This is a genomic window from Klebsiella sp. BDA134-6, assembly GCF_015601345.1.
Classification (GTDB): domain Bacteria; phylum Pseudomonadota; class Gammaproteobacteria; order Enterobacterales; family Enterobacteriaceae; genus Klebsiella; species Klebsiella grimontii.
The window spans coordinates 5286021-5303074 of record NZ_CP064784.1 but is presented as its reverse complement, the minus strand read 5'-3'; the positions used below and the strand labels follow the sequence as shown (position 1 = coordinate 5303074).

Genomic DNA, 17054 nt, shown 5'->3' with positions numbered 1-17054 from the left:
ATTTTTAAGAAAATAATGGCCTTTTGAATGCTGGTGAGGCGTAGGGAACGACTTGATCGAGTGTGATCTGTCTCACTATATCGACGGCACGGTATTATCGTTCTGTGCTGAACTGTTTATTTATTGCAGTTTTTTAAACTGGTTTTTGTTTAATTAAAAGTGACTAATACTGTTTTATGCCCTGGTAAAGATAATGGCAAATCAGAGGTTATATATAAGGAAAAGTCATTACCATGAAGGTGAATTAAATTGCAGTTATCTTGATTGTTTATGCAATGAGATAAGCGGCCGCGTTGACGATTGATCCAGGTCATCGCCGTCGGTAGCTAAAAATGGCAGGCTTGGCCCCTTTCTTAAGGCCGGTCTATCAGATTATGCAGTTACAAAAATTAGTCAATATGTTTGGTGGGGATCTTATGCGCCGATACGGTGAAAAGGTTCATAAACTGACGCTGCATGGTGGATTTAGCTGCCCAAATCGCGATGGCACCATTGGCCGCGGCGGCTGTACGTTCTGTAATGTCGCCTCTTTTGCTGATGAAGAACAGCAGCACAGCTCGATCGCTGAACAGCTGGCCCATCAGGCGCAGCGGGTTAATCGCGCCAAACGCTACCTGGCCTATTTCCAGGCTTATACCAGCACCTTTGCCGAGGTACAGGTGCTGCGCTCCATGTATCAGCAGGCGGTCAGCCAGGCTAATATCGTCGGGCTCTGCGTGGGCACTCGCCCGGACTGCGTCCCTGGAGCGGTATTGGATCTGCTGTCTGAATATCGGCAGCAGGGTTATGAAGTCTGGCTCGAGTTGGGTTTACAAACCGCGCACGATAAAACGCTGCGCCGAATTAATCGCGGCCACGATTTTGCCTGCTACCAGCGTACAGCCCGCCTGGCGCGCGAGCGGGGCCTCAAAGTGTGCAGCCACCTTATTGTTGGCCTGCCGGGCGAAGGGCAGAGCGAATGCCTTGAGACACTAAAACAGGTGGTAGAGACCGGCGTAGACGGCATTAAGCTACATCCACTTCATATTGTGAAGGGCAGTATTATGGCCAGGGCGTGGCAGGCCGGAAGGTTGAACGGTATTGATCTGGCGGACTATACGGTCACCGCAGGCGAGATGATCCGTCATACCCCGGCAGAGGTGATTTATCACCGTATTTCCGCCAGCGCCCGACGTCCTACGCTGCTGGCGCCGCTGTGGTGTGAGAACCGGTGGACCGGGATGGTTGAGCTGGATAAATATCTCAATGAATATGGCGTCCAGGGGTCAGCTATTGGTCGTTGCTGGAGATCTCCGGCCGCTGCCGAATAACGTCATCGCCAGCTGCATTCCGGCTAACTGCTACCCGCAGGCAGGCGCGTAACTACAATCCTTCCCGCATTTTTCGCACAACTTACAGCGTCTTGCTCAGAATTGAGTATTATTGTGCGAAGTTGTCGCGAAGGAATCCCTTATGAAGCAAATCCGTATGCTGGCGCAGTATTATGTTGATCTGATGATGAAGCTGGGTCTGGTGCGCTTTTCCATGCTGCTGGCCTTTGCGCTGGTGGTGCTGGCGATCGTCGTGCAGATGGCCGTAACTATGGTGCTGCACGGCCAGGTGGAAAGTATTGATGTGATCCGCTCTATCTTCTTTGGCTTGCTGATTACCCCGTGGGCGGTCTATTTCCTGTCGGTGGTGGTTGAGCAACTGGAAGAGTCCCGGCAGCGTCTTTCGCGGCTGGTGGAGAAACTGGAGGAGATGCGCGAGCGCGATCTCAAGCTGAATGTGCAGCTTAAGGACAATATCGCCCAGCTTAACCAGGAAATCGGCGAACGTGAAAAAGCTGAAGCGGAACGTGAAACGACGCTTGAGCAGCTGAAAGTTGAGATGAAGGAACGTGAAGAAACGCAAATTCAGCTTGAACAGCAATCTTCTTTTCTGCGCTCCTTCCTTGACGCTTCACCGGACCTGGTTTTCTATCGTAATGAAGATAAAGAGTTTTCAGGCTGTAACCGCGCCATGGAACTGCTGACCGGTAAAAGCGAAAAACAGCTTATTCATCTGAAGCCACAGGATGTCTACAGCGAAGAGGTGGCGGAGAAGGTGCTGGAGACGGATGAGAAAGTCTTCCGCCATAACGTCTCGCTCACCTACGAGCAGTGGCTGGATTATCCGGACGGGCGCAAGGCCTGCTTTGAAATTCGCAAAGTGCCCTATTATGACCGCGTCGGTAAGCGGCGCGGCCTGATGGGGTTCGGTCGTGATATTACGGAACGTAAGCGCTATCAGGACGCGTTGGAGCGGGCCAGCCGCGATAAGACCACCTTTATCTCAACGATTAGCCACGAGCTGCGTACGCCGCTTAACGGCATTGTTGGGCTGAGCCGAATCCTTCTCGATACCGACCTGACCGACGAACAGGAAAGATACCTGAAAACCATCCACGTCTCAGCGGTAACGCTGGGCAATATCTTCAATGATATTATTGAGATGGATAAGATGGAGCGGCGTAAAATTCAGTTGGATAACCAGCCGGTGGACTTTACCGGCTTCCTGGCCGACCTCGAAAACCTCTCCGGTCTGCAGGCGCAGCAGAAAGGGCTGCGCTTTGTGCTGGATCCTTCGCTTCCGCTGCCGCATAAAGTGATCACCGACGGAACGCGTTTACGCCAGATCTTGTGGAATCTTATCAGTAACGCCGTGAAGTTTACCCCGCAGGGTGGAAACGTGAATGTCCGCGTGCGCTATGACGAAGGAGACATCCTGCACTTTGAAGTGGAGGATTCAGGCATTGGAATCCCTGAAGCGGAACAGGATAAAATTTTCGCCATGTATTACCAGGTGAAAGATAGCCAGGGCGGCAAGCCAGCGACAGGTACCGGCATCGGCCTCGCCGTGTCGCGACGTCTGGCGCGTAATATGGGCGGCGACATTAGCGTTGCCAGCCTCCCGGGTAAAGGCGCGACTTTTACGCTTACCGTACATGCTCCGGCCGTGGCTGAAGAGGTTGAAGACACGCTGGCGGAAGATGAAATGCCATTACCTGCGCTGAACGTGCTGCTGGTGGAAGATATTGAGCTCAACGTGATCGTGGCGCGCTCGGTACTGGAGAAGCTGGGCAATAGCGTGGATGTGGCGATGACCGGTAAGGCTGCGCTGGAGATGTTTGTACCCGGCGAGTACGATCTGGTTCTGCTTGATATTCAACTGCCGGATATGACTGGACTCGATATTTCTCGTCAGCTGAAACAACGCTTTGCCGCCGATGAGCTCCCGCCGCTGGTGGCGCTTACCGCTAACGTCCTGAAGAACAAGAATGAGTATCTGGAAGCGGGAATGGATGATGTTCTGAGCAAGCCGTTATCGGTTCCGGCATTAACCGCGATTATCAAAAAATTCTGGGATGCGCCGGAAGAGGAGGAGAATGAGATGCCATCTGTAGATATCAGTAAATCGGCTTCCGTACTGGATATTCCGATGCTTGAGCAGTATATCGAACTGGTAGGGCCGAAGCTGATTAATGACGGTCTGGCCGTTTTTGAAAGAATGATGCCGGGCTACCTGGCGGTCCTGGAATCCAATTTAACCGCTCGCGACCAGAAAGGCATTGTCGATGAGGGTCATAAGATTAAAGGGGCTGCGGGCTCAATCGGTTTGCGACATATCCAGCAGTTAGGGCAGCAGATTCAAACGCCGGATTTACCTGCGTGGTCGGATAACGTGGGTGAATGGGTTGAAGAGATGAAATCAGAGTGGCAAAACGATGTCGCGGTGCTGAAAGCGTGGGTCGCGGCGGCAGATAAAAAATGACCCCGGATAAACCGGGGTGCGCGAATACTGCGCCAACACCAGGGAACTGGTCGTTACGCCAGAATCATTTGAGTGATTTTTTTACACGGCGCAACCTGAGGATTTGGCTTACTCGCTCATTAAGATAGCAAACCTTAAATAGTTTGTTACATGAAACAGTAAAATATGTGAAGCATAGCGAGTAATTCAAAATTTTTGACTGCTTTCATAAACTTGTACTAAGGGGCTGATGTGATGAAGAAAATTGGTGTGGTGCTGAGCGGCTGCGGCGTTTATGACGGAAGCGAAATTCATGAAGCCGTTATTACTCTGCTGGCTATTGCCCGCAGCGGCGCTCAGGCTATCTGCTATGCGCCTGATAAAGCGCAAACCGATGTTATCAATCACCTGACCGGCGAAGCGCAGGCGGAAAGCCGTAATGTGCTCGTGGAAGCGGCGCGTATCGCGCGCGGAGAGATTCAGCCTTTAGCAAACGCACGGGCGGATGCGCTGGACGCGCTGATTGTGCCCGGAGGTTTTGGCGCGGCAAAGAACCTCAGCAGCTTTGCTGCGCAGGGAAGTGAATGTGAAGTGGATAGCGATCTTAAGACACTGGCGCTGGCGATGCATCAGGCGGGTAAACCGTTGGGCTTTATCTGTATCGCTCCGGCGCTGTTGCCGAAAATATTTTCTATTCCGCTACGCGTAACTATTGGTACCGATCTTGATACCGCCGATGCGGTAGAGGAGATGGGGGCCGAACATGTGCCTTGCCCGGTCGACGACATTGTGGTTGATGAAGACAACAAAGTGGTGACGACTCCCGCGTATATGCTGGCGCAGAACATCGCCGAAGCGGCGAGCGGCATTGAAAAACTCGTTTCTCGCGTATTGGTTCTGACGGCATGACATTTCGCTTTTCGCCGTTGCGCTTGATTAAACGTTTTTTCCTGAGGCTACTGCTGGCTTGCGGGGTGCTATGGGGCGGCGGGGTTGCTCTGTTTAGCATCGTCCCCGTCCCGTTTTCAGCGGTGATGCTGGAGCGGCAGCTCGGCGCATGGCTCTCAGGGAATTTTCATTACATCGCCCATTCCGATTGGGTGGGCATGGATGAAATTTCTCCGTGGATGGGGCTGGCGGTTATTGCCGCGGAAGACCAGAAATTCCCGGAGCACTGGGGGTTTGACGTCCCAGCGATTGAGAAGGCGCTGGCGCACAATGAACGCAATGAGAACCGCATCCGCGGTGCATCAACCCTGTCGCAGCAGACGGCAAAAAACCTGTTCCTGTGGGATGGTCGCAGCTGGCTAAGGAAAGGGCTGGAGGCGGGGCTGACCGTTGGCATTGAGACGGTCTGGAGCAAAAAGCGGATCCTCACCGTTTATCTGAATATTGCTGAGTTTGGTGAAGGGACGTTTGGCGTTGAAGCTGCATCGCAGCGCTATTTTCACAAACCGGCCAGTAGATTAACGGCTGCTGAAGCCGCGCTTTTAGCGGCGGTCTTGCCGAATCCCATTCGCTTTCGCGCTGACGCGCCGTCAGGTTATATTCGCAGCCGCCAGGCGTGGATCCTGCGCCAGATGAGGCAATTAGGTGGGGAAGGGTTTATGCGGGCGAATCAGCTACATTGATGATTTCACGGCTCAGTACCCCGGAAGGCGCGCTGCGACCGGGGGAGTGAAATCTAATCCTCATCAAACCCGGCGTTGAACAGCGCGATAACCGCTGCCAGCGCCTCTACTTCTTGCGGGCCGTTAGCTTCAATCTCAATCTGACGCCCTTTAGCTGAGTCAAGCATCAGCAGGGCAATTACGCTATTCGCTTCAGCTTCAGTTCCTTCATCATTGCGCAGCAGCACTTCAGCATCATAGTTCTGCATTAATTCAAACAGCTTCATCGCCGGGCGAGCGTGCATGCCCAGCTTATTGGTGATTTCAACGGTTTGCTTAACGGTCATGATTTGCGTTTTTCCAGCGTCCGATGACGAGACTGCACGTTCTTGCCGCGCGAGCGGAAGTAGTCAGCCAGCTGTTCGGCGATGTAAACCGAACGGTGTTTACCACCGGTACAACCAATGGCCACCGTCAGATAGCTGCGGTTATTGGTCTCCAGCATAGGTAACCATAGCTCAAGATAGCTGCGGGTCTGGTAGATAAAATTGTGAACTTCCGTGTGCCGGTCGAGGAAGGCGGCAACGGGTTTATCAAGGCCGGTCATGGGACGCAGTTTTGGATCCCAGTGCGGGTTCGGCAGGAAGCGCACGTCAAAAACGTAGTCGGCATCAATAGGAATACCATGCTTAAATCCAAAGGATTCAAACACCATCGTCAGCTCGCGTTCGCGCTTGCCTAACAAACGCGTGCGCAGCATTTCTGCCAGCTCATGTACCGACATTTCTGAGGTATCGACGATCAGGTCAGCGCGGGAACGCAGAGGTTCCAGCAGGTCGCTCTCTTCATCAATGGCGCTCTCCAGCGACAGGTTTTTGCTGGAGAGGGGATGCAAACGACGCGTGTCGCTGTAGCGGCGAATCAAGGTGTTACGATCGGCATCCAGGAACAGCAGTTGAGGTGAAAATTCTGCGGGCAGATTTTTCATCGCCTGCTCGAAGATTTCCGGCGACTCAGGCATGTTTCGCACGTCAATACTGACCGCGGCCGAGATGTTTCTGTCAGCGAGCGAGCGCGCCAGCTCAGGTAAGAGCACAACCGGCAGGTTATCCACGCAGTAAAAACCCATATCTTCCAGCGCTCGCAGGGCGACGGATTTCCCCGACCCTGAACGGCCGCTGACGATCATCAGTACCATGTACCGTTTCTCCTCAGTACGAAAAAGCGTAAGGTGCGGCTTTCGTTACGCCTCATTATTGCTTCCCGCTTCAGTGATGATTTCATACAGCTCTTCATCGCTTTGCGCAGCGCGCAGACGGCGGCAAATTGTTTTATCGGCCAGACGTTTCGCCACCAGCGAGAGCGTATGCAGATGCGTTTTAGTTTGATCGGCCGGGACGAGAAGGGCAAATAACAGATCGACGGGTTGGTTGTCGATAGCATCGAAAGCAATGGGAGTTTCCAGCTGGACAAACACGCCCACGGCCCGCAGCGTATCCTCTTCGAGTTTGCCGTGGGGAATTGCAATGCCGTTGCCAATCCCGGTACTGCCCATTTTCTCACGGGTAAGGATCGCCTCGAACACTATCTGGGACGATAAGCCTAACTGCTTTGCCGCCAGCTCGCTGATGATTTCCAGCGCGCGTTTCTTGCTCTGGCAGTGAACCTGGCTACGGGTACATTCCTGGTTAAGGACATTGCTCAGTTGTAGAGCCGAATCGTTATTTATCATAATTTCACCTGAGCTCTCCTTGCCAACCGCCGGCAGGCGGTTGGCGTAGGCGATTGCCCGGACAATTAGTGTTGTTTCAGTTTATCTTTATGTTTTGTTAACTGTCTTGCCAGCTTATCGATAAGTCCATCGATAGCAGCATACATATCCTGCCCTTCCGCACTGGCATGGATTTCGCCACCGTTGACATGCAGATTGGCGTCCGCAATTTGCGTCACCTTCTCCACTTTTAACACAATATAGACCTGGTTGATCCTGTCGAAAAACTGCTCCAGTTTGCTGAACTTCGCGGTAACGAAATCGCGCATGGCGGGGGTTATCTCGACGTTGTGTCCTGTAATGTTGAGCTGCATAGTGTCTTCCTTATCGGTTGGGTCAAACCAATTGCTTGCGCTGATTTGACGGCGGAATGGATAAAGACTCTCGGTACTTAGCAACGGTTCGCCGTGCCACCATAATACCCTGATCGGATAGCATGGTGGTGAGCTTACTGTCACTCAATGGTTTCGCGGGGTTTTCCGCGGCAATTAATTTCTTCACCAGCGCGCGAATAGCCGTCGACGATGCTTCGCCGCCGCCTTCAGTGTTCACATGGCTGGAGAAGAAATACTTCAGCTCAAAAATACCGCGTGGACTGTGCAGGTATTTTTGCGTAGTAACGCGTGAAATAGTGGATTCATGCATTTCGACGGCCTGAGCGATATCCGCCAGCACCATCGGTTTCATAAACTCTTCACCTTGTTCAAAAAAAGCCTGCTGCTGTTCGACGATACAGCGGCTGACGCGCAGAAGGGTGTCGTTGCGGCTCTCCAGGCTCTTGATCAGCCAGCGCGCTTCCTGCAGGTTGCTACGGATAAACTGGCCGTCAGCGTCATTGCGCGTGCTGTTACCCATAGCGGCATAGTGCTGATTGATCTTCAGGCGCGGAAGGCTATCTGAATTGAGCTCAACCACCCAACGATCGTTCACTTTACGCACCAGAACGTCAGGAATGACATATTCTGGCTCGCCAGTTTGGATCGACTGCCCCGGGCGCGGATCCAGCGATTGGATCAAATTTACCGCTTCCTTTAACACTTCTTCTTTGAGGCGGGTTACACGCATCAGGCTGCGGAAGTCGTGGTTGGCCAGCAGATCGAGATGATCGCTGATGATCAGACGGGCTTCTTCAATCCACGACGTCTCTTTGGCAAACTGTGAAAGCTGGACCAGCAGGCAATCGCGCAAATCTTTCGCCGCCACGCCGACGGGGTCGAAACGCTGAATGCGCTTGAGAACTGCCTCAACTTCTTCAAGTCCGATTTCATCGTCGCCAATACTTTCCACGATGTCTTCGATAGAAATCGTCAGGTAGCCGGTATCATCAACGGCATCGACGATAGAGGTCGCGATGGCGCGATCGGTATCAGTGAATGGCGTAAGTTCAACCTGCCACATCAGGTAATCCTGCAGACTTTGCGTGGTCTCACCCTGATAGACGGGCAGTTCGTCATCCTGGTAATCGACGCCGTTGCCTGATGGCGTTCCGGCGGTGTAAATCTCATCCCAGCTGGCATCAAGCGGCAGCTCTTCGGGCATCTCTTTTTGCTCAAGGGCGTCGACGGTATCCAGAGATTCGCGATCCTCAGCCTCTTTGGTTTCTACCTCATCGTGAAGATCGGTTTGCTCCAGCAACGGGTTGCTGTCCAGCGCCTGCTGGAGTTCTTGCTGGAGTTCTAACGTGGACAGCTGCAGTAGACGAATCGCCTGCTGCAGTTGTGGCGTCATGGCAAGCTGTTGGCTTAGCCTTAATTGCAAACCTTGCTTCATATTCAGGGCCAATATCTCCGGCTAAAACGTCTGTAACCTCTACCCTATCAGAGTCTGAAGTCTTCCCCAAGATACACGCGCTTAACCTGCTCGTCTTCAAGGATTTGCTGCGGCGTACCGTGGGCTATCAGGTGGCCCTGGCTGACGATATAGGCACGCTCGCAAACGGCCAGCGTTTCCCTGACGTTATGGTCGGTTATCAGGACGCCAAGGCCGCTGTCGCGCAGGTGTTCAATAATGCGTTTGATATCGATAACGGAGATGGGGTCAACGCCGGCAAAGGGTTCATCCAGCAGGATGAATTTCGGGTTAGCCGCCAACGCGCGGGCGATCTCGACGCGGCGGCGTTCACCACCGGAGAGCGCCTGGCCGAGACTATCGCGCAGGTGCTCAATGTGAAACTCCTCCATCAGCTCTTTCGCGCGATCTTCACGCTGCTCGTTGCTCAGATCGTCGCGAATCTGCAATACCGCCATCAGGTTATCGTAAACGCTGAGACGGCGGAAAATGGAGGCCTCCTGCGGCAAATAGCCGATTCCGCGACGCGCGCGCGCGTGTAGCGGCAGCAGGCTGATGTCTTCATCATCGATGATAATGTTGCCCGCGTCGCGCGGTACGATACCAACAACCATATAGAAGGTAGTGGTTTTACCGGCGCCGTTTGGGCCTAGCAGGCCAACAATCTCGCCCGAATTCACGGTCAGGCTGACGTCTTCTACAACGCGGCGGCCTTTATAGGCTTTAGCAAGATTCTTTGCGGTTAATGTTGCCATAACGAATTACTTACCCTTCTTTGACTGATCGCTACCCTTGTCCTGCAGCTGCGAAGGAACCAGAACCGTGGTCACGCGCCCGCCTTTATTGCTGAAGGCCTGCATTTTTTGCTCTTTCACCAGGTAAGTGATTTTGTCGCCCTGGATATTGCTATCGATCTGTTCCAGATGCGCATTGCCGGTCAGCACGACAAAGTCGTTTTGCAGTTCATAATGCATTTTTGACGCGCGGCCTTTTACCGGTTTGCCGTTATCCTGCATCTGGTAGAAGGTGGCCGGGTTACCATAGCCATCGATAACCTCTTTGCCTTTTTCGCCGCCCGGGCGGGTCACGACGACTTTGTCGGCGTTGATTTTGATCGTTCCCTGAGTGACGACGACATTACCCGTAAAGGTGACGACGTTGCCCTGCATATCCAGCGACTGCTGATCGGATTCAATATGAATCGGCTGATCGGTATCACCCGTCTTGGCCTGTGCCGACAGGCTGGCGGCCAGTAAGGCGCTGGCGAGCGCAATCTTAAGGCTGAGTTTGTTTGTTCTGAATTTCATATGAGGTTCTAACCTTTTCAATCAGCTCGGCATTTTTGCTGCGCAGGTTCCCGCGCATTTTCAGGCCGCTGGAATTAAATGTTGTTCCGTACAACGTCACCATGTCATCGGAGGTAACATCCTGCGTCACCAGGTTTATCTGGGCGTTATCCGTCGTAATTTTGCGCAGTTGAGAATCCGCCGTCAGCGCATTAACCTCAACGTGCCCGTAAAGATACAGCATGCGGTCATTCGTCAACTTAGCTTTATCCGCTTTGATAGACCAGGTTGGTACTTTATTCGTATCGAAGGTGGTCATCACCGGTTTTGCGAACCACGAGAGTTGCTGTTCGGAAAAATACTCTACGTGTTCCGCTATTAGCCTGTAGTTAAGCGCCCCTTCGGGACTATAAACGACGGTATCGGTATGCTCGCTGGTATACGTCGGATCGTCAGGATTGATCGCTTGCTGGGTGGCATCGTCCGTACTCGCCAGGTTCAGGCCGATCAGGATCAGCGCGACCAGCGATAGTAAAATAATAACCCAACGTCTGGTTTTACTCATATAGATTGCCCTTTGGCCTCATCCAGCTTGCCCTGCGCCAATAGTAGCAAATCGCACACTTCGCGTACCGCTCCGCGACCGCCGTTGATACGAGTAACGTAATCCGCGCGCGGGAGGAGCAACGGATGCGCATCGGCTACCGCTATGCTTAAACCCACTTCCGCCATCACCGGCCAGTCGATCAGATCGTCGCCAATATAGGCCACTTCATCCGCGCTAACGGCCAGTTTATTGAGTAGCTCATGAAACGCCAGCAGCTTATCAGACTGCCCCTGGTAGAGATGAGTGATGCCGAGCGTCTGGCAGCGATCTTCCACCAGTTTAGCGTTTCGCCCGGTAATTATCGCCACTTCAATCTCTGAAGTCAGGGCGCAGCGGATACCGTAGCCGTCGCGCACGTTAAACGCTTTCAGCTCTTCGCCGTTGTTGCCCATATAGATAAGACCGTCGGACAGAACGCCGTCCACATCAAGTATCAGTAAACGGATCTTCGCTGCCCGGTCAATAAAACCCTGGCTTACCGGACCATAGCAGGTCGCTATCAGGGCATCAGCATTATTCATTATTTTTTCCTTACTTACACTACGCCCGCGCGCAGGAGATCGTGCATATGTATCACACCTACCAGACGGTCGCCATCTGCAACCAGCACGCAGGTGATATGACGGGACTGCATCAGGTTCAGCGCATCAACGGCCAGAGTACCGGGACGGATACGGATACCGCCTCGCGTCATCACTTCGGCGATGCTGGCGTTACGCATATCAATGCCGGTATCAAAGACGCGGCGCAGATCGCCATCGGTGAAAATGCCGATGATATTCATTTCGTCGTCGCAAATAGCGGTCATGCCTAAATTTTTGCGCGTGATTTCCAGCAGCGCATCGCGCAGCGTGGCCCCCAGGCCAACATGCGGAATTTCATCGCCGGTGTGCATAATATCATTGACCCGCAGCAGTAGCTTACGGCCCAGCGCGCCGCCAGGATGCGACAGCGCAAAATCTTCAGCAGTAAAACCGCGGGCTTCCAGCAGCGCTACGGCAAGGGCATCGCCCATGACCAGCGCGGCGGTGGTGCTTGAGGTGGGGGCCAGCCCTAAGGGGCAAGCCTCTTTGGGCACTTTCACGCACAGATGAATATCCGCCGCGCGCGCCATGCTGCTTTCTGGTCGGCTGGTGATACAGATAAGCGACACCTGCAGGCGCTTGAGGACTGGAATCAGGGCGAGAATTTCATTTGATTCCCCGGAGTTAGATAGCGCGATCACTACGTCGCATGGGGTGACCATGCCCAAATCGCCGTGCGCGGCCTCGCCGGGATGGACGAAGAATGATGATGTCCCGGTGCTGGCGAAAGTTGCGGCCATCTTTCGCCCGATATGGCCGGATTTACCCATTCCCATCACCACAACTTTACCGGTACAGCGAAAAATGGTCTCACAGGCACGGGTAAAGTCTTCATTAATATATTGATCGAGCTGGGCCAGACCTTCACGTTCAATGTCCAGCACCTCACGGCCTGCCCGTTGAAAGTCAAAATCCGCTGGCAAATCTATTTGCGACATAATGTTATCCCGAATCATTCAACGAAGAGCGGCGCTGTCCAGTACAGCATCGCTAACCAAAGCACAAAACCACCCAGCAGCAGGGCACCGGCAAGGCGACCGGGCTGTTGTTTACGACGCCAGCACAGCACCGCGAAGATCAGGCTGACCAGCAGCATGACACCATAGTCGCGGCTAAAGGCCTCGGCGGCAAAGGCGCCTGGCGCAATCAGCGCGGGGAGCCCGAGAACCAGTACGATATTAAGAATATTAGCGCCAATGATATTGCCGATGGCGATGTCATTTTCGCCTTTTCGCGCTCCGGCAATGGCGGTGGCCAGCTCGGGCAGGCTGGTGCCGATGGCAACGACCGTTAAGCCGACGGTCAGTTCGCTGATGGCAAAAAAGTTTGCCAGCACCGTGGCGTTATCCACCACCATCCGCGTGGCCATCGGCATCACTATCATCGCGACGCCCAACCAGAGCAGCGCGACGGGAAGCGAGCCTTCCCGCGGCAGCTCCGCCAGCTGTTCACGGGTCAGGCTGTCGTTCCCCTGGCGTTCCGCAAGGCGGGCAATCTTAAGGGTAAACAGCAGCCACAGTACGGCCAGCGCCAGCAAAAAAAGGCCGTCTATCCGCGTGAGCTGCCCGTCATACAGAACGAATCCTGCCAGTAAACTGACCAGCAACATTAGCGGTAATTCGCGGCGCAGGATATCAGAATGCACGGTAAAAGGTTGAAACAGAGCGGTGAGGCCGAGGATCAGCAGAATATTGGTGATATTCGATCCGAGAGCGGTTCCGATCGCCAGATCGGTTTGTCCATGCAGGGAGGCGGCAGCGGAAACAATGACTTCCGGTAAACTGGTACCGATGCTGACCACCGTCATCCCTATAATAAGGGGGGGGATTCCCAGCATACGGCAGAGTATTGAAGCGGCGTAGACCAGACGATCGGCGCTGTAGACAACCAGCAATAAACCAATAATTAACAGAGCCGTCGCTAAGAGCATCTAAAGTCCTTTCTTCAGGTATAATCGTCGCCTCGCTGGCCGTCCGTAGGCAGCGTAACGAATTCTTAATTTTGACTTTATGTGTGCCAAAAGTAAAACAAATGCCAGCTTTCGCTAACCCGGGCGGGTAAGATTCTGTAAAAATGTTGGGTTTGTGGTGAAAGAAAGCGCCATGCTTAGCCCGACGGGTGTCTAGTAAGGATGATTTTATGAGCCAGAGTTCGGCGAATCTAGTCGAAGTGCGCGGTATTCGCTTCTCGAGGGGCGATCGGGTGATCTTCGATGATATCTCGCTATCGGTACCCCGCGGCAAGATCACCGCGATAATGGGGCCATCAGGGATCGGCAAAACCACCCTGTTACGTCTGATCGGCGGTCAGATCCCGCCCGACAAAGGCGAGATCCTGTTTGATGGTGAAAACGTACCGCAGATGTCGCGCTCGCGCCTGTATACCGTCCGCAAGCGTATGAGCATGCTGTTTCAGTCCGGCGCGCTGTTCACCGACCTGAACGTTTTCGATAACGTCGCTTATCCGCTGCGCGAGCATACGCGTCTGCCGGAAGCGCTGCTGCACACTACGGTGATGATGAAGCTGGAGGCCGTCGGACTACGCGGAGCCGCGAAGCTGATGCCTTCTGAGCTTTCCGGCGGCATGGCCCGCCGTGCCGCGCTGGCGAGGGCGATTGCGCTGGAACCTGATTTAATCATGTTCGATGAGCCCTTTGTCGGGCAGGACCCCATTACGATGGGGGTGCTGGTGAAGCTGATTTCTGAACTCAATAGCACCCTGGGTGTCACCTGTATCGTGGTTTCGCATGATGTGCCGGAGGTGCTCAGCATCGCGGACTTCGCATATATCGTGGCGGACAAAAAGGTGGTAGCGCACGGGAGTGCGCAGTCGCTGCGGGAAAATGCCGATCCTCGGGTTCGTCAGTTCATTGATGGTATCGCCGACGGCCCGGTGCCGTTCCGCTATCCGGCGGGTGATTATCATCATGATTTATTGGGCAAAGGGAGTTAAGCGACTCATGTTGTTAAATGCGCTAGCCGCGCTTGGGCATCGCGGTATTAAAACTATCGCGACGTTTGGGCGTGCTGGATTAATGCTCTTCAACGCGGTTGTGGGCAAGCCTGAGTTTCGCAAGCATGCGCCGCTGCTGGTGCGTCAGCTGTACAACGTTGGCGTGCTATCAATGCTGATCATCATTGTATCGGGGCTGTTTATCGGTATGGTGCTGGGTCTGCAGGGCTATCTGGTGTTGACCACCTATAGCGCCGAAACCAGTCTGGGCATGCTGGTGGCGCTATCGCTGCTGCGTGAGCTGGGGCCGGTGGTCGCTGCGCTGTTGTTTGCCGGGCGTGCCGGCTCGGCGCTGACTGCCGAAATTGGCCTGATGCGCGCAACCGAGCAGCTCTCCAGCATGGAGATGATGGCGGTCGACCCGCTTCGCCGCGTGATCTCTCCGCGCTTCTGGGCGGGGGTGATTTCACTGCCGTTGTTAACGATTATTTTTGTGGCGGTCGGCGTTTGGGGCGGCTCGCTGGTCGGTGTCAGCTGGAAGGGCATCGATGGCGGATTCTTCTGGAGCGCGATGCAAAACGCCGTTGACTGGCGGATGGATCTGGTTAACTGCCTGATTAAGAGTCTGGTTTTTGCCATTACGGTAACATGGATCGCGTTATTTAACGGTTATGACGCTATCCCCACTTCCGCCGGGATTAGCCGGGCGACGACGCGTACCGTGGTGCATGCGTCGCTGGCGGTTCTGGGGCTGGATTTTGTGCTGACTGCGCTGATGTTTGGGAATTGAGTTCATGCAAACGAGAAAAAATGAAATCTGGGTAGGGGTGTTTTTACTGGTTGCGCTGCTGGCCGCGCTGTTTGTCTGCCTGAAGGCGGCAAATGTCACTTCTTTACGTACCGAACCGACTTATCGGCTCTATGCCACTTTTGACAATATCGGCGGTCTGAAAGCGCGCTCTCCGGTGCGAATTGGCGGCGTTGTCGTTGGACGCGTGGCGGATATTACGCTTGACCCTAAAACCTACCTGCCTCGCGTCGCTCTCGATATTGATGAGCGCTACAACCATATCCCGGATACCAGCTCGCTGGCGATCCGAACTTCCGGTCTGCTTGGCGAACAGTACCTGGCGATGAACATCGGGTTTGAAGATCCTGAGCTGGGAACCACTATCCTTAAAGATGGCGGTACCATTCAGGACACCAAATCCGCAATGGTGCTGGAAGATTTGATAGGCCAGTTCCTTTATAACAGTAAAGGTAGCGACAATAAGAATTCTGGCGATGAACAGTCTGCCGGGGAGAGTCATACTGACGCTACGCCGCCAGCCGGCACGACGCACTAATTTCAGGAGAGATAAGACATGTTTAAACGCTTACTAATGGTCGCCATGCTGGTGATTGCCCCTTTGACTGCGGCAACCGCCGCGGACCAATCCAATCCTTATAAGCTGATGGACGAAGCGGCGCAGAAAACCTTCGATCGCCTGAAGAACGAGCAGCCTAAGATTCAGGCTAACCCGAACTACCTGCGCGACATCGTCGATCAGGAACTGCTGCCCTATGTTCAGGTGAAATACGCCGGCGCGTTGGTGTTAGGGCGTTATTACAAAGAAGCGACCCCGGCGCAGCGTGAAGCCTATTTCGCCGCTTTCCGCGAATATCTGAAACAGGCCTATGGCCAGGCGCTGGCGATGTATCACGGTCAGACCTATCAGATTGCCCCTGAGCAGCCTCTGGGCAGCGCGACCATTGTTCCTATTCGCGTCACCATCCTCGATCCTAATGGCCGTCCGCCGGTGCGCCTGGATTTCCAGTGGCGTAAAAATACCCAGACCGGTAACTGGCAGGCGTACGACATGATTGCTGAAGGAGTGAGCATGATCACCACTAAACAAAACGAGTGGAGCGACCTGCTGCGTACTAAAGGCGTTGATGGTCTGACGGCGCAGCTGAAGGCAAGCTCAGCGCAGCCGATTACTCTGGAACAGAAAAAATAATGACCGGGCAGCTGAGCTGGACTCGCGATGGTGAGACGCTGGCGCTGCGCGGAGAGCTGGACCAGGATCTTTTGGTCCCGCTGTGGGAAGCGCGCGCTCAGGCGACGGATGGCGTGTCCGCAATCGACCTGAGCGCCGTGACCCGCGTGGATACCGCCGGGCTGGCGCTATTAGTGCATTTTATCGCGCTGGTTCGTCGGCAGGGCGGGGAAGCGAAGTTGACCGGTAAGAGTGAAAATCTGCAAACCCTGGTCAGGTTGTATAACCTTCCTGCCGATATGATCCCATAACTTTTTCAGTGCCTTAGTGCTGAAGCTATTCTGAAAGCCCCATCAAACTTTTCGATGGGGCTTTTTGCTTGTTTAAGACAGCGCCACTTTCCTCTAAGATGTTGGGCTGTTTTCACTATCAGATAAATGTAGCCCATGGAAAATCATGAAATTCAGACCGTGCTGATGAGCGCACTCTCCCTTCAGGAAATCCACGTCTCTGGCGATGGCAGCCACTTTCAGGTTATTGCTGTGGGTGAGATGTTCGACGGCATGAGTCGGGTCAAGAAGCAACAGGCTATCTATGCCCCGCTGATGGAATATATTGCCGATAACCGCATCCATGCTCTGTCGATAAAAGCGTTTACCCCGCAGGAGTGGGCGCGAGACCGCAAACTAAATGGCTTATAAGCTGT

Annotated in this window: 21 protein-coding genes; 10 read left to right on the top strand and 11 right to left on the bottom strand. The window is 53.8% G+C overall.

What is annotated here, in order from left to right; all coding sequences use genetic code 11:
- Positions 1 to 374: 374 nt before the first annotated feature.
- The 4 genes from IYV58_RS24580 to mtgA all read left to right on the top strand — a co-directional run bounded on the left by IYV58_RS24580 (position 375) and on the right by mtgA (position 5402).
- A complete protein-coding gene (locus IYV58_RS24580; RefSeq protein ID WP_032741965.1) occupies positions 375 to 1310 on the top strand; it encodes a tRNA modification radical SAM protein MnmL/YtqA in 936 nt (311 codons plus the stop codon).
- A gap of 142 nt (positions 1311 to 1452) precedes the next feature.
- A complete protein-coding gene (gene arcB / locus IYV58_RS24575; RefSeq protein ID WP_123828723.1) occupies positions 1453 to 3792 on the top strand; it encodes an aerobic respiration two-component sensor histidine kinase ArcB in 2340 nt (779 codons plus the stop codon).
- A 234-nt stretch (positions 3793 to 4026) separates the two neighbouring features.
- Entirely contained in the window at positions 4027 to 4680 is a 654-nt protein-coding gene (gene elbB, locus IYV58_RS24570; RefSeq protein ID WP_004125720.1) for an isoprenoid biosynthesis glyoxalase ElbB, read from the top strand.
- Entirely contained in the window at positions 4677 to 5402 is a 726-nt protein-coding gene (gene mtgA, locus IYV58_RS24565) for a monofunctional biosynthetic peptidoglycan transglycosylase (RefSeq protein ID WP_049115722.1), read from the top strand. The genes elbB and mtgA overlap by 4 nt, the downstream gene beginning before the upstream one ends.
- A gap of 53 nt (positions 5403 to 5455) precedes the next feature.
- Here the strand turns inward: mtgA and npr are convergent, their stop codons facing one another.
- The 11 genes from npr to IYV58_RS24510 form a co-directional block, all read right to left on the bottom strand.
- Positions 5456 to 5728, bottom strand: a complete 273-nt coding sequence (gene npr, locus IYV58_RS24560) for a PTS phosphocarrier protein NPr (protein ID WP_004106170.1) — start codon at positions 5726 to 5728, stop codon at positions 5456 to 5458.
- Positions 5725 to 6579, bottom strand: coding sequence for an RNase adapter RapZ (gene rapZ / locus IYV58_RS24555; protein WP_004106169.1), 855 nt, complete (start codon positions 6577 to 6579; stop codon positions 5725 to 5727). Before rapZ ends, npr begins: the two co-directional genes overlap by 4 nt.
- A gap of 45 nt (positions 6580 to 6624) precedes the next feature.
- Complete coding sequence (gene ptsN / locus IYV58_RS24550) at positions 6625 to 7113, bottom strand: PTS IIA-like nitrogen regulatory protein PtsN (protein WP_004125714.1); 489 nt, start codon at positions 7111 to 7113, stop codon at positions 6625 to 6627.
- A 65-nt stretch (positions 7114 to 7178) separates the two neighbouring features.
- Positions 7179 to 7466 (bottom strand): ribosome hibernation promoting factor, encoded by a 288-nt coding sequence (gene hpf, locus IYV58_RS24545; protein ID WP_004106167.1) that lies wholly within the window; start codon positions 7464 to 7466, stop codon positions 7179 to 7181.
- A gap of 22 nt (positions 7467 to 7488) precedes the next feature.
- Positions 7489 to 8922 carry an RNA polymerase factor sigma-54 gene (gene rpoN, locus IYV58_RS24540; protein WP_195729307.1) on the bottom strand — a complete coding sequence of 478 codons (1434 nt, stop codon included), beginning with the start codon at positions 8920 to 8922 and terminating at the stop codon, positions 7489 to 7491.
- A gap of 47 nt (positions 8923 to 8969) precedes the next feature.
- On the bottom strand, positions 8970 to 9695 hold the full coding sequence (lptB, locus tag IYV58_RS24535) for an LPS export ABC transporter ATP-binding protein (RefSeq protein WP_004125705.1): 726 nt from the start codon (positions 9693 to 9695) through the stop codon (positions 8970 to 8972).
- Between the two features lie 6 nt (positions 9696 to 9701).
- Positions 9702 to 10247 carry a lipopolysaccharide ABC transporter substrate-binding protein LptA gene (lptA, locus tag IYV58_RS24530; RefSeq protein WP_004125703.1) on the bottom strand — a complete coding sequence of 182 codons (546 nt, stop codon included), beginning with the start codon at positions 10245 to 10247 and terminating at the stop codon, positions 9702 to 9704.
- Positions 10216 to 10791: an LPS export ABC transporter periplasmic protein LptC gene (gene lptC, locus IYV58_RS24525; RefSeq protein WP_004125700.1), complete on the bottom strand. Its 576-nt coding sequence runs from the start codon at positions 10789 to 10791 to the stop codon at positions 10216 to 10218. The genes lptA and lptC overlap by 32 nt, the downstream gene beginning before the upstream one ends.
- Positions 10788 to 11354, bottom strand: a complete 567-nt coding sequence (kdsC, locus tag IYV58_RS24520) for a 3-deoxy-manno-octulosonate-8-phosphatase KdsC (RefSeq protein WP_004125698.1) — start codon at positions 11352 to 11354, stop codon at positions 10788 to 10790. The genes lptC and kdsC overlap by 4 nt, the downstream gene beginning before the upstream one ends.
- Positions 11355 to 11368: 14 nt before the next feature.
- On the bottom strand, positions 11369 to 12373 hold the full coding sequence (kdsD, locus tag IYV58_RS24515) for an arabinose-5-phosphate isomerase KdsD (RefSeq protein ID WP_004125696.1): 1005 nt from the start codon (positions 12371 to 12373) through the stop codon (positions 11369 to 11371).
- Positions 12370 to 13347: a calcium/sodium antiporter gene (locus tag IYV58_RS24510; RefSeq protein ID WP_049115716.1), complete on the bottom strand. Its 978-nt coding sequence runs from the start codon at positions 13345 to 13347 to the stop codon at positions 12370 to 12372. The genes kdsD and IYV58_RS24510 overlap by 4 nt, the downstream gene beginning before the upstream one ends.
- A 209-nt stretch (positions 13348 to 13556) precedes the next feature.
- Here IYV58_RS24510 and mlaF point away from each other — a divergent pair, with 209 nt between their 5' ends.
- From mlaF to ibaG, 6 genes are all read left to right on the top strand, one after another.
- Positions 13557 to 14369 (top strand): phospholipid ABC transporter ATP-binding protein MlaF, encoded by an 813-nt coding sequence (mlaF, locus tag IYV58_RS24505; RefSeq protein WP_004125691.1) that lies wholly within the window; start codon positions 13557 to 13559, stop codon positions 14367 to 14369.
- 7 nt (positions 14370 to 14376) lie between these two features.
- Positions 14377 to 15159, top strand: coding sequence for a lipid asymmetry maintenance ABC transporter permease subunit MlaE (mlaE, locus tag IYV58_RS24500; protein WP_004125690.1), 783 nt, complete (start codon positions 14377 to 14379; stop codon positions 15157 to 15159).
- Positions 15160 to 15163: 4 nt separating this feature from the next.
- Positions 15164 to 15715: an outer membrane lipid asymmetry maintenance protein MlaD gene (gene mlaD, locus IYV58_RS24495; protein ID WP_004125689.1), complete on the top strand. Its 552-nt coding sequence runs from the start codon at positions 15164 to 15166 to the stop codon at positions 15713 to 15715.
- Between the two features lie 18 nt (positions 15716 to 15733).
- Positions 15734 to 16369 carry a phospholipid-binding protein MlaC gene (gene mlaC, locus IYV58_RS24490; RefSeq protein WP_004125682.1) on the top strand — a complete coding sequence of 212 codons (636 nt, stop codon included), beginning with the start codon at positions 15734 to 15736 and terminating at the stop codon, positions 16367 to 16369.
- Positions 16369 to 16659, top strand: coding sequence for a lipid asymmetry maintenance protein MlaB (gene mlaB / locus IYV58_RS24485; protein WP_004125681.1), 291 nt, complete (start codon positions 16369 to 16371; stop codon positions 16657 to 16659). The genes mlaC and mlaB overlap by 1 nt, the downstream gene beginning before the upstream one ends.
- A 135-nt stretch (positions 16660 to 16794) precedes the next feature.
- On the top strand, positions 16795 to 17049 hold the full coding sequence (gene ibaG / locus IYV58_RS24480; protein ID WP_087828333.1) for a BolA family iron metabolism protein IbaG: 255 nt from the start codon (positions 16795 to 16797) through the stop codon (positions 17047 to 17049).
- The last annotated feature ends 5 nt before the right edge of the window (positions 17050 to 17054 follow it).